At 71.5% G+C, this 12,390-nt stretch carries 9 protein-coding genes; 4 read left to right on the top strand and 5 right to left on the bottom strand.

Annotated elements, in window-relative coordinates:
- Positions 1-42 precede the first annotated feature (42 nt).
- The 4 genes from EXE59_RS21445 to EXE59_RS21430 are packed head-to-tail and all read right to left on the bottom strand — an operon-like array spanning position 43 to position 4,132.
- Entirely contained in the window at positions 43-285 is a 243-nt protein-coding gene (locus EXE59_RS21445) for an HPr family phosphocarrier protein (protein ID WP_135840713.1), read from the bottom strand.
- A gap of 48 nt (positions 286-333) precedes the next feature.
- Positions 334-2,406 carry a PTS fructose transporter subunit IIABC gene (locus EXE59_RS21440; protein ID WP_135840712.1) on the bottom strand — a complete coding sequence of 691 codons (2,073 nt, stop codon included), beginning with the start codon at positions 2,404-2,406 and terminating at the stop codon, positions 334-336.
- The gene (locus tag EXE59_RS21435; protein ID WP_135840711.1) at positions 2,403-3,368 is read right to left on the bottom strand and encodes a 1-phosphofructokinase family hexose kinase; all 966 of its coding nucleotides are present in this window, start codon (positions 3,366-3,368) and stop codon (positions 2,403-2,405) included. Before EXE59_RS21435 ends, EXE59_RS21440 begins: the two co-directional genes overlap by 4 nt.
- Entirely contained in the window at positions 3,365-4,132 is a 768-nt protein-coding gene (locus EXE59_RS21430; RefSeq protein WP_135840710.1) for a DeoR/GlpR family DNA-binding transcription regulator, read from the bottom strand. The genes EXE59_RS21435 and EXE59_RS21430 overlap by 4 nt, the downstream gene beginning before the upstream one ends.
- A gap of 89 nt (positions 4,133-4,221) precedes the next feature.
- On the opposite strand from EXE59_RS21430, the gene ptsP reads away from it, so the two are divergent.
- The 4 genes from ptsP to EXE59_RS21410 all read left to right on the top strand — a co-directional run bounded on the left by ptsP (position 4,222) and on the right by EXE59_RS21410 (position 10,025).
- Positions 4,222-5,913 (top strand): phosphoenolpyruvate--protein phosphotransferase, encoded by a 1,692-nt coding sequence (gene ptsP / locus EXE59_RS21425; protein ID WP_135840709.1) that lies wholly within the window; start codon positions 4,222-4,224, stop codon positions 5,911-5,913.
- A 65-nt stretch (positions 5,914-5,978) separates the two neighbouring features.
- On the top strand, positions 5,979-7,715 hold the full coding sequence (locus EXE59_RS21420) for an alcohol dehydrogenase catalytic domain-containing protein (protein WP_135840708.1): 1,737 nt from the start codon (positions 5,979-5,981) through the stop codon (positions 7,713-7,715).
- A 194-nt stretch (positions 7,716-7,909) separates the two neighbouring features.
- On the top strand, positions 7,910-9,415 hold the full coding sequence (locus EXE59_RS21415) for a PTS mannitol transporter subunit IIBC (protein ID WP_135840707.1): 1,506 nt from the start codon (positions 7,910-7,912) through the stop codon (positions 9,413-9,415).
- 175 nt (positions 9,416-9,590) lie between these two features.
- Positions 9,591-10,025, top strand: a complete 435-nt coding sequence (locus EXE59_RS21410) for a PTS mannitol transporter subunit IIA (RefSeq protein WP_135840706.1) — start codon at positions 9,591-9,593, stop codon at positions 10,023-10,025.
- Positions 10,026-10,164: 139 nt separating this feature from the next.
- On the opposite strand, the gene EXE59_RS21405 is transcribed toward EXE59_RS21410, so the two are convergent.
- A complete protein-coding gene (locus tag EXE59_RS21405) occupies positions 10,165-12,297 on the bottom strand; it encodes a molybdopterin-dependent oxidoreductase (protein ID WP_135840705.1) in 2,133 nt (710 codons plus the stop codon).
- Between the last annotated feature and the right edge of the window lie 93 nt (positions 12,298-12,390).

Genomic DNA, 12,390 nt, shown 5'->3' with positions numbered 1-12,390 from the left:
GTACGGAATGTGGCTGGCGCACCGCCCACGAGGACGACCAGGTCAGGCGTCGAGGTCCTGCTCGACCAGCGCGGCGATCGTGTCGACGGCCGCCTGGTCGTCGCCGGCCACCTCGACGGTGTCGCCGTTGCCGGCACCGAGGGTCATGATCATCAGCGACGAGCTGGCGTCGACACCGTTGATGGTGACGTCCGAGCCGAGCTCGGCGGCCTTCTCGGCGATGATCGCGGCGGGACGGGCGTGGAGGCCGACGGCGGAGCCGACGACGACGGACTTGCTGGGCATGGTTCTCCTTGAGGGTCGGTCTGGTGGGGCCGGGTCGGGTGGAGTGGGTCAGACAGTAGCGACGTCGGCGTCGGCGTGGCTGGCCGTCTTGAGGACGACGACCAGGGCGGCGCTCACGAGCACGCCCGCGGCGAGGGCGATGACGAAGCCGAGGATCCCGTCGACGGCGAACAGCACGAAGATGCCGCCGTGCGGGGCCCGCAGGCCGACGTCCAGCCCCATGGACAGGGCACCGGTGACCGCGCTGCCCGCCATGATCGACGGGATGACCCGCAGGGGGTCGGCTGCGGCGAACGGGATGGCGCCCTCGGTGATGAACGAGGCACCCATCGCCCAGGCGGCCTTGCCGTTCTCGCGCTCGGGGACGGTGAAGAGCTTCGGGCGTACGACCGTGGCGAGGGCCAGCGCCAGCGGCGGAACCATGCCGGCGAGCATGACGGCAGCCATCACCTTGAGCTCCGGGGCGTCGGTGGCGGTGGCGGCGGCACCGAGGCCGGTCGTGGCGAAGGCGTAGGCGGTCTTGTTGAGGGGGCCGCCCATGTCGAAGGCCATCATCAGGCCGAGGATCACCCCGAGGATGATCGCCGATCCACCCTGCAGGCTGTTGAGGCCGTCGCTCAGGGCCTCCATCAGGCGACCGAGGGGCTTGCCCAGGATGACCACCATCACGAAGCCGGAGATGAGGGTCGCCAGCAACGGGATGACCAGCACCGGCATCAGGCCGCGCATCCAGGTGGGCACCTTCCACCGGGTGATCCAGAGCGCGACGATGCCGGCGAGCACGCCGCCGACGATGCCGCCGAGGAATCCGGAGTTGAGGGTGCCGGCGATGGCGCCCATCACGAATCCGGGCGCGATGCCGGGGCGGTCGGCGATGGCGTACGCGATGTAGCCGGCGAGCGCCGGGACGAGGAAGCCGAAGGCGGCGGCACCGAGGGTGAACAGGAGGGCGCCGAGGTAGGCGAAGAAGGCGCTGCCGCCGAGCGCGTGGTCGAGGCCGAGCTCGTTGACGTCGGGCAGGTTGAAGAACGTGTTGTCGACCGCGATTGTCTGGCCGTCGTTGACGATCTCGTAGCCGCCGAAGAGGAAGCCGAGGGCGATCAGGAGACCGCCCGCGGCGACGAACGGGATCATGTAGGAGACACCGGTCATCAGGACCCGGCGCGCCGTGGCCCCGAACGACTCCTTGCCGCCCGCCGTGGCGTCGGCCTCGGAGGCCGTCCCCTCCACGCGCGGGGCGCTGGACGGGTCCGCCGCGTAGCGCAGCGCCTCGGCGATCATCGCGTCGGCGTCGTCGATGGGACGCTTCACACCCGAGGCCACCATCGGCTTGCCGGCGAAGCGGGAACGGTCACGCACGCCCACGTCGACGGCGAAGATGACCGCACCGGCGGCGGCGATCGTGGCGGGGGCGAGCGGTGTCGAGCCGGCCGAGCCGGCCGAGCCCTGCGTCTCGACCTGGAGCCGTACGCCGGCGCGCTCGGCGGCGGCCTCGAGGGCCTCGGCCGCCATGTAGGTGTGCGCGATGCCGGTGGGGCAGGCGGTGACCGCGACGAGCGACGGCGTGTCGCCGGACGTGCCCGAGGTGGCCGGGGCGGCGGCCGCAGGAGCAGCGGCAGCAGCGGGAGCGGCGGCGGCAGCAGCGGCCGGCTTGCTCGCCCCCGGCGCGGGCTCGCCGAGCTCGTGGGTGACCAGGTCGACGACCTCCTCGTCGCTCTCAGCGGCACGCAGCGCGTCGGTGAACGCCGGCTTCACCAGGGCCCGGGCCAGCTTGGTGAGGATGGTGAGGTGGTCGGCGTCGCCGCCGGCCGGTGCGGCGATCAGGAACGCCAGGTCCGCCGGGCCGTCCTTGGCGCCGAAGTCGACGGGGGGCTCCAGGCGCGCGAACGCGAGCGTGGGGACCTCGACGCCGGTCGTGCGGCAGTGGGGGATGGCGATGCCGCCGGGCAGACCGGTGGCCGAGGTGGACTCCCGGGCGAACGCGTCCTCGACGAGCTGGTCCTTGCTCGTGGCGCGGCCGGCGTCGTCGACGACCCCGGCGAGCGCTCGGATGACGTCGTGCTTGTCCGAGCCCCAGTCGGCGCCCAGCCTGACGAGTTCGGTGGTGATGAGTGCGGTCATGCTGTGCCTCCGGGTGAAGGGGTCAGTGCGGTGACGCCGACGAGGTCCGGGCGGACCTGCGACGGCTGGGGGATGGTGGTGCCGGGGAGACCTGCGGCGGCGCTGCCGTAGGCGACGGCCAGTGCCAGGCGGTCCGGGGCCGGCAGCCCCCGGATGTCGCCCAGCAGGTAGCCGAAGAGGCTGGAGTCGCCGGCACCGACGGTGCTGACGACCGTGGTGGGCGGCGGGCTGGCGTGCCATGCCCCCTCGGACGTGACGAGGACGGCCCCGTTGCCACCGAGGGTGGCGAGCACGGCGCCCACGCCGCGGTCGATGAGCTGGCGGGCGGCGGCCGCGGTCGCGCGCGGGTCGGACTCGAGCTCGTCCGCGTCACCGCCGGTGAAGGAGGCGAGCTCCTCGCCGTTGGGCTTCATCAGGTCGGGGGCCGAGTGCGGCAGCGCGTCGACCAGTGCCTGCAGCGGCGCCTCGCTGGTGTCGACGGCCACCCGGCCGCCCACCTCGCGCAGGCGGCGTACGAGCTCGGCGTAGAAGCCGGCGGGTGCGCCCGCGGGCAGCGAGCCGGCGAGCACGGTCCAGTCCGCGCTCGAGGCACGGACCAGCACCGCCTGCGCCATCAGCTCGAGGTGGAGGGGGAGCACGGCGGCGCCGGGGGAGTTGAGCTTGGTCGTGGTGCCGTCGGGCTCGGTGATGGTGAGGTTGACCCGGACGTCGCCCGCCGGCTGCACGGGACGGCAGTCGATGCCGGCGCCGAGCAGCTCCAGGACGAACGGGTCGTCCTTCGCGGCGGGCACGACGGCGATGCTCGGGATGTCGGCGCTCACGGCCGCGCGGGAGATGTTGACGCCCTTGCCGCCGGCCTGCGAGGTGACCGAGGCGACACGGTGGACCTGGCCGCGGCCCAGCTCGCAGTCGAGGGCGACGGTGCGGTCGACGCTCGGGTTGGGGGTCAGGGTCAGGATCATGCGACCACCACCTCGATGCCGGCGCCCTCGAGCGCCCGGCGCTCGGCAGGGTCGATGTCGCTGTCGGTCACGAGGACGTCGATGCTGTCGAGGGTAGCGAAGCGTACGGCTGTCTCGACGCCGAGCTTGGTGGAGTCGGCGAGCACCACGGTCTTGCGGGCGCAGGCGATGATCGCGCGCTTGGTCGCCGCCTCGTCGCTGTCGGGCGTGGTGAGACCGTGCCCCACCGTCATGCCGTTGGTCGCGACGAAGGCGACGTCGGCGCGGAGGTCGGCGAGGGTGGCGACGGTGTCGGCGCCGACGGCGGCGTGCGTGGTGGGCCGCACCTTGCCCGGCAGCAGGTGCAGCTCGATCTGCGGCAGGCCCGCGAGCCGCGTCGCCACCGGCACCGCGTGCGTGATGACGATGAGGCGGTGGTCGCGGGGGAGGGCCGCGGCGAACCGGGCAGTCGTGCTGCCGGCGTCGATGACCACGATGGAGTCGGGGGGCGGCAGCAGGGCGACGGCCGCGTTGGCGATCGCCTCCTTGGCCTGCGTGTTGGACTGGTCGCGCTCGACGATCCCTGATTCGATGACGGTGAGGGACCCGGCCGGCACGGCGCCGCCGTGCACCCGGCGGACCAGCCCCATCCGGTCGAGGGTGGACAGGTCGCGGCGGACGGTCTCGGTGGTGACCTCGAACTGCTCGGCCAGCTGGACGACCGACAGTCGCCCGCGACGACTGATCAGGTGAGCCATCGCCTGCTGGCGCTCCTCGGCGTACATCGGTCCACCTTCCCGGGATGATCTGTGTATGTGTTGTTTTAGTCCCGAATGTGTTGCTTGTCAACTGCCCGGTGATCTACGGTGTGTCCATGACCACACCCGCGAGCTCCTCCGCGAACTCCCTGAGCGGGACCCCGGTCGTGCCGGGCGTCGCCGCCGGGCCCGTCCTCCACGTGCGGGGGGAGGTGTCACCCGACGCGATCGCCCGCTTCGGTGACGGCGACTTCGCCGACCCGGACGCCGCACTCGCGGCGTACGACGAGGCGGCCGCCGCCGTGGCGGACACCTTCACCGCCAAGGCCGCCGACGCGCAGGGCGCCGCGGCCGAGGTGCTGACGGCGAGCGCCGGCCTCGCGCGCGACAAGGGGCTGCGCTCCGCCGTGTCCAAGAACCTCCAGGCGGGGCAGGGCCCGGTCGCTGCCGTGCAGGGCGCCGTGGAGCAGTTCGTCACGATCTTCACCAACATGGGCGGGCTGATGGCCGAGCGGGTGACCGACCTGCGCGACATCGAGCGGCGCGTCGTCGCCCACCTGGTCGGTGAACCCCCTCCGGGCGTGCCGACCCCGAGCGAGCCGTCGATCCTGGTCGCGGAGGACCTCGCCCCGAGCGACACCTCGGGGCTCGACCCCGCGCTGGTCACCGCCCTGGTCACCGAGCGCGGGGGCGCCACCAGCCACACCGCGATCATCGCCCGCCAGCTCGGCATCCCGTGCGTGGTCGGCGCGGCCGGTGTCATGGAGATCCCCGCCGGCACCTTCGTCGTCGTCGACGGCGAGACCGGCGTCGTCGAACAGGGCGCCGACCCCGACCAGGCGTACGCCCGCGTCGAGGAGAGCCGTCGCCTGCGCGAGGAGCTGGCCAGCTGGAGCGGCCCGGCGTCGACCTCCGACGGCCTGCCGGTCAAGCTGCTCGCCAACGTCGCCGACGGCCCGTCCGCGGCGTCCGCCGGCAGTGAGCCGGTGCAGGGGGTCGGGCTGTTCCGCACCGAGCTGTGCTTCCTCAACCGCAAGGACGAGCCCAGCGTGGAGGAGCAGGCCGACATCTACTCCGAGGTCCTGTCGCCCTACTCCGACGGCCGCTACGTCGTGGTGCGCACGCTCGACGCCGGCTCCGACAAGCCGATCGCGTTCGCGACCCAGGAGGGCGAGGAGAACCCCGCCCTCGGCGTACGCGGCCTGCGGCTGAGCTTCGGCAACCCCGGCCTGATGGACCGCCAGCTCGACGGCATCGCCGCGGCGGCCGAGCGCACCGGCACCGAGACCTGGGTGATGGCGCCGATGGTCGCGACCGTCTCCGAGGCCGCCGAGTTCGCCGAGAAGGTGCGCGCCCGCGGACTCAAGGCCGGCGTCATGGTCGAGATCCCGAGTGCGGCCCTGCTCGCCCACCGGATGCTCGAGGTCGTCGACTTCCTCTCCATCGGCACCAACGACCTCACCCAGTACGCGATGGCCGCCGACCGCATGGCGACCGACCTCGCCCACCTCACCGACCCGTGGCAGCCGGCCGTGCTCCAGCTGATCGCCATCACGGCGCACGCGGGGGTCGAGGCGGGCAAGCCCGTCGGTGTCTGCGGCGAGGCCGCCGCGGACCCGCTGCTGGCCACGGCGCTCATCGGCATGGGCATCTCGTCGCTCTCGATGGCGGCCCGCGCCGTACGCCCCGTCGGTGCACAGCTGGGCAAGGTCAGCTTCGAGACGTGCGAGGCAGCGGCCGAGGCCGCCCTCGGCGCCCCCGACCCGATGGCGGCGCGAGCGGCCGTACGGGAGCTGCTCGGCCACTGAGGCCCATCGCCGTCGATCCGTCGCCTCCGCCACGGAGGCTCCATCCACCTCGACACGGAGGAACCATGACATCAGCGTACGACCGTTACCGCGCGGCTGACCTCGACGTGCCGGACGAGGCCTGGGCCTGGCTCCTGCACGGGGCGGGCGAGGACAACATGGGCAAGGACAGCGCGCCCGAGCTGGTCCCGATCCCCGAGCCCGACGCCGACCACATGCTGGTGCGCATCGACAGCGTGGGCCTCTGCTTCTCGGACGTGAAGATCATGCGCCAGGGCGGCAGCCACCCGAAGCTCTACGACCGCGACCTCTCGCAGGACCCCACCCGGCTCGGGCACGAGGTGAGCCTCACCGTCATCGAGGTCGGCGACAACCTCAAGGACCGCTATCACGCCGGCCAGCGGCTGGCCGTGCAGCCCGACATCTACCAGGACGGCACGAGCACGGCCTACGGCTACACCATCCCCGGCGGGCTGATCCAGTACCACCTCATGGGCTCGGAGATGCTCGAGACCGACGACGGTGCCTGCCTGCTGCCGCTCCCCGACACGATGGGGTACGCCGAGGGCTCCACGCTGGAGCCGTGGGGGTGCGTGATGGCGGCCTACACCCAGCGTCGCCGGCTCGAGCCGAAGTCTGGCGGGACCATGTGGATCGTCGGCCGGCCCGGCGACGAGCGGGAGTACGCGTTCTCGTCCGGGCTGGATGCGCCCGCCACGATCGTGCTGACCGACGTGCCCGCCTCCGTGGTGGCGCTCGTCGAGCAGACCTCCGCCACCACGGTCGTGCGCGACGGCCTCGACACCGGCGACTACCAGGCGCTGGTGGACGAGCTGACCGACGGTGCCGGCTTCGACGACATCGTGATGCTGGACCCGCGTGCGGCCGCGACGGTCGGGGCCGTGGCCACGCACATCGCCCGGCGCGGCACCCTCAACCTGGTGGGCGAGACCGCCCTCGACGGCCTGGTGGACACCGACGTGGGCCGGTTGCACTACGACTACACCGCCTACATCGGCGGGCGCGGTCCGGACATCGCCGCCTCCTACGGAGAGGCGCGCAACCGCTGTGACCTGCGTCCGGGGGGCACCACCGTCTTCGTGGGCGCCGGCGGCCCCATGGGGCTGATGCACGTGCAGCGGGCCATCCAGCAGCCCGACGGCCCCCGCACGATCGTCGCCACCGAGGTGAGCGACGAACGACTGCAGAGCCTCGACGACCGTCTGGCCCACCTGGCGGAGAGCAACGACTGCGAGCTGCTCACCTTCAACTCCCAGACCTCGGAGCAGTCCCTCCACGACTTCGTCATGGGCATCACCGAGGGCCGGGGGGCCGACGACGTGGTGGTCAGCGTCCCGATCGCCGCCGTGATGGCCGAGGCCGACACCCTGATGAGGTCAGACGGCATGCTGGTCTTCTTCGCCGGTGTCCCCAACGGCACGCTGGCGCCACTGAACCTGGGCGCGGTCTACCTGGACAACGCCCAGTACACCGGGACGTCTGGATTGACGATCCACGACCAGCAGCAGGTCGTGGACCTGGCCGAGCGGGGTGAGCTCTCCCCGGGATCCATCGTGGGTGCGGTCGGCGGCATGCGGGCAGCCAAGGACGGCCTCCAGGCCCTGGTCGACGGAACCTACTCCGGGAAGGTCCTGATCTTCCCGCAGATCCACGACCTCCCCCTGATGGGGCTCGACGAGCTGAAGGAGACGCTGCCGGACGTCGCCGAGAAGCTCGGGCCGGGCGACACGTGGAACGACGAGGCGGAGAAGGCGCTCTTCGACAGCCAGCTGAGCGGCTAGCAGCGCTCCACAGCCGCTGCCGGCCACTTGGTCCCGCTTGGCGATTCAGGCGGCGAGGCACCCTCTTCCAGGACAAAGCCACACACTCGGGCATGAATTCCTGCCCGAATGCTTGGCAACATGCCCGATCGTGAGGTTTAATCACGACATCATGTGATGGGGGTCACCCCTCAGTTCGACTGGAGGACATCAGCATGGCGACCACGACAAGCACTCCCGCGGCAGGCTCCGGGGCCCGGGTCCGCGTTCAGAAGTTCGGCACATTCCTCTCCAACATGGTGATGCCCAACATCGGGGCATTCATCGCCTGGGGCTTCATCACCGCCCTGTTCATCGAAGTCGGCTGGCTCCCTGAGCTCGGGATCGGCGACTCACCCGACAGCTGGGTCGCTGAGATCGGCGGCTGGGACGAGGACGGCGGCGGCATCGTCGGGCCGATGATCACCTACCTCCTCCCGCTGCTCATCGGCTACACGGGCGGCTACAACATCTACGACAAGCGCGGAGGCGTCGTCGGAGCGATCGCCACGATGGGCGTCATCGCCGGCACGAGCATCCCGATGTTCATGGGTGCCATGATCATGGGCCCGCTCGGCGGCTGGAGCATGAAGAAGATCGACGCGATCTGGGACGGCAAGATCCGGCCCGGCTTCGAGATGCTCGTCAACAACTTCGCGGCAGGCATCTGGGGCATGATCCTGGCGATCTTCGCCTTCTTCGTCATGAGCCCGATCGTCACCTGGATCGCCGACCGCCTCGGCGAGGGCGTCGACTTCCTCGTGTCCAACAACCTGCTGCCCTTCACCTCGCTCATCATCGAGCCGGCGAAGGTGCTGTTCCTCAACAACGCGCTCAACCACGGCGTGCTGACCCCGCTGGGCAGCCAGGAGGTGCTCGAGGACGGAAAGTCGGTGCTGTTTCTGCTGGAGGCCAACCCGGCCGCCGGTATCGGCCTGCTCCTGGCCTACATGTTCTTCGGCAAGGGCTTGGCCAAGGCGTCGGCCCCCGGCGCGGCGATCATCCACTTCTTCGGTGGCATCCACGAGATCTACTTCCCCTACGTGCTGATGAAGCCCAAGCTCATCGTGGCGATGATCGCGGGCGGCATGACGCAGATCTTCGTCAACGTCATCTTCAGCACCGGCCTGGTCGCCCCCGCGGCCCCGGGCTCGATCTTCGCGGTCTACGCGCAGACCGCACGAGGAGAGTACCTGGGCGTCACGCTCTCGGTGATCCTCGGCGCTGCGGCGACGTTCATCGTCGCGGCCGTCCTGCTCAAGACCGACAAGGCCGAGGAGGCTGACGACCAGCTCGTCCACGCCACCGCGGACATGGAGGCCATGAAGGGAAAGAAGTCCGTCGCGTCCTCCGCCCTTGTCGGCGGCACCGCAACCGCCACGGACACCCGTGAGATCCGCACCATCGTGTTCGCCTGCGACGCCGGCATGGGGTCCTCGGCGATGGGCGCCTCGGTGCTCCGCAAGAAGATCCACGACTCCGGTCACACCGAGGTGACGGTGGTCAACAAGGCCATCTCCAACCTCAGTGACGACGTCGACCTGGTGGTCACCCACCAGGACCTCACCGACCGGGCCCGCCTGAAGACCCCGTCCGCCGTCCACGTGTCGGTCGACAACTTCATGGGCAGCCCGCGCTACGACGAGATCGTGGCCATGGTCCAGGAGAACAACCGGACCTGACGTCCCCGACCTGGGCGCACCTGACGGTCGAGCCCGGCTCTCCCTCCCCCGGGAGGGCCGGGCTCGACGGTTCTCGGGCCCGGTCCGTCCCGCGACGGTGTGGTCTGATGAGCAGCACCCGACTGACACACCCGACTGACAACCACCACGACACCTGCGAGGAAAGAGGCGCCAGATGAGCGACGTACTGAGCCGGGAAGCGATCGTGCTCGGCGGACAGGCCAAGGACCGTGACGCAGCCATCACCGAGGCCGGCCGGCTGCTCGTGGCAGCCGGTGCCGTCGACGAGGCGTACGTCGACGCCATGCACGAGCGCGAGACGTCGGTCTCGACCTTCATGGGCAACGGGCTCGCCATCCCGCACGGCACCAACGAGGCGAAGGCGCTGATCCGCCACACCGCGATCTCGTTCATCCGCTACGACGAGCCCATCGACTGGAAGGGCAGCCCCGCGAAGTACGTCGTGGGCATCGCCGGTGCCGGCGACGACCACCTCACGGTGCTCCAGGCCCTCGCCGGCGCGTTCACCGACGACGCCCAGATCGCCGCCCTCGACGCGGCCCAGACGCCCGACGACGTGCTCGCCGTGCTGGGCGACGTCAGCGCCTGACCCGGCGCCCGTCGTCCCACCTCACGCCCGGTCACGGGTCCGTCCTCGCACTCCCGCCCCCACCGATGGGGCGGGAGTGCTGTTATGAGGCAGTTACCGAGCCCGGGCGCCGCGCGACCTGCCGCTGCGCCGCGCGACGTCAGCAGGCGGTGACCTCGACCGGCACGCCGTTGAGCGCGGCGTTGCCGGACACGTCGAGCCGCTCGGGGTCGGTGAGGTCGTTGACCGAGACCCCCGGCACCTCGCGGCTGCGGCCCATCAGGACACCGTCAGCGGCGTGTCCGTAGCCGTGGGGGAGTGACACCACGCCCGGCATCAGGTCGTCGGACGCGGCGACGTCGACCTCGACCGAGCCGACACGGGAGGTGATCCGTACGCGTGCCCCGTCGGCGATGCTGCGTGCGGCGAGGTCGCCGGGGTTCATCAGCAGCTGGTGCCGCGGACGTCCCTTGGTGAGCCGCTCGGAGTTGTGCATCCAGGAGTTGCAGTCGCGCTGGTGCCGACGGCCGATCAGCAGGAGGTCGTCGCCCGTCGGCGCGGGGACGGCGGCGAGCCGGGCGACGTCCTCGACCACCAGCGTCGGCGCCAGGTCGAGGCGCTTGGTCCTCGACGGCAGCCGTCCGGGGAGCTGGCCGCCGCGCAGCGGGCCGAGGTCGATGCCGGCGGGGCGGGCCCGCAGCTTCGTGAGGGTGACCCCGCTCGACCCACGGCGCAGCAGCTGCCCGACGAGGAAGGTGGGGCTCGCGGTCAGTCGCGCGCGCTGCACGAGACGCTTCTTCAGCGGCGCCTTGCGGGTCAGCCGGGCGGTCGTGCGCAGCGTGATCTCGCGGAAGATCTGCCAGTCGTGACGCTGGTCGGGGTCCTTGTCGAACACCGCCGGGGTGAACCGCGCCGTGTCCCGCACGGCGAGCAGGTGGAAGACCAGGTCGTAGTGGTCGCGCTCCAGCGCGGTGGTCGACGGCAGGATCACGTCGGCGTGGCGTGTCGTCTCGTTGACGTAGATGTCGACGGCGGCCATGAAGTCGAGGCCGCGCAGCGCGGCGTCGAGCCTGGCGCCGTCGGGCGTCGAGAGCACGGGGTTGCCGGCGACCGTGAGCAAGGCGCGGACCTGGCCCTCGCCGGGCGTCTCGATCTCCTCGCGCAGCGCCGCGACCGGCAGCTCGCCGGCGGTCTCGGGCAGGCCGCGGACCCGCGAGCGCCACGCGTCGTGGTGGCCGCGCCCGATCAGCCCGGTGCCCACCGCGTCGATCGCCGGCGTGGTGAACATGGCACCGCCCGGCCGGTCGAGGTTGCCGCTGAGGACGTTGAGGCAGTTGACCGCCCACTGGCACACGGTGCCCCACGGCCCGGCCGAGACGCCGACCCGGCTGTAGACGACGCCCGCGTCGGCCGCCAGGAGCTCGTGGGCGAGACGGCGTACGACGTCGGCCGGCAGGCCGCTCATCGCCTCGGCCCGCTCGGGGGTGAACTCCGCGACGAGGTCCGTCACGGTGTCGGCCCCGTCGACGTACGGCGCGACGGCCGGCGTGGTCTCCGGCGTGGTCTCGGCGGTGAGGACGTGCAGCATCGCCAGCAACACCCACGCATCGGTCCCGGGCCGGACGAAGTGGTGCTCGTCGGCCACCTTGGCGGTCTCGGTGCGGCGCGGGTCGAGGACAACCATCCGGCCGCCGCGCGCCTTGAGGTCGCGCACGCGCTGGGGGAAGTCGGGCACCGTCATCAGGCTGCCGTTGGAGGCCATCGGGTTGCCGCCGACGACCAGGAACCACGAGGTGCGGTCGACGTCGGGGATCGGCAGGAACAGCTGGTGGCCGAACATGAGGTGCGCCACCAGCTGGTGGGGGAGCTGATCCACCGAGGTGGCGGAGAATCGGTTCCTCGTCCGGAACGACTTGAACATCGCCGTGCCGTGGGTCATCGAGCCGAGGCTGTGGACGTTGGGGTTGCCGAGGTAGACGCCCAGCGCGTCGTCCCCGTGCTCGTTGATGACGCGCGCGAGGTTGTCGGCGACCAGGTCGTACGCCTCGTCCCAGCCGATCTGCTCCCAGCGGGCGTCGGCCCCCTCGCCGACGCGGCGCACCGGGCGCCGCAGCCTGTCCGGGTCGGCGTACACGTCGGCGATCGCGACGCCCTTCGGGCAGACGTGGCCGCGCGACAGGGGGTCGGCCGGGTTGCCGCGCACCCCGACGACCTCGCGGCCCTCGATCGTCAGCTCGAGGCCGCAGATCGCCTCGCACAGGTTGCACACGCCGATCCGCTTCTCCGCTGCCATGGGGCGATCGTCGCACGGGGCACCCCGCAGGGGGGTGACACGCGACGGCTCGCAGGCCAGACTCTGCCGCGCCCGGTCCAGACCGGGCAGCAT

The sequence above is a fragment of the Nocardioides eburneiflavus genome (assembly GCF_004785795.1).
In the GTDB taxonomy this organism is placed as follows: Bacteria; Actinomycetota; Actinomycetes; order Propionibacteriales; family Nocardioidaceae; genus Nocardioides; species Nocardioides eburneiflavus.
This window is presented reverse-complemented; position numbering and strand designations above follow the sequence as displayed.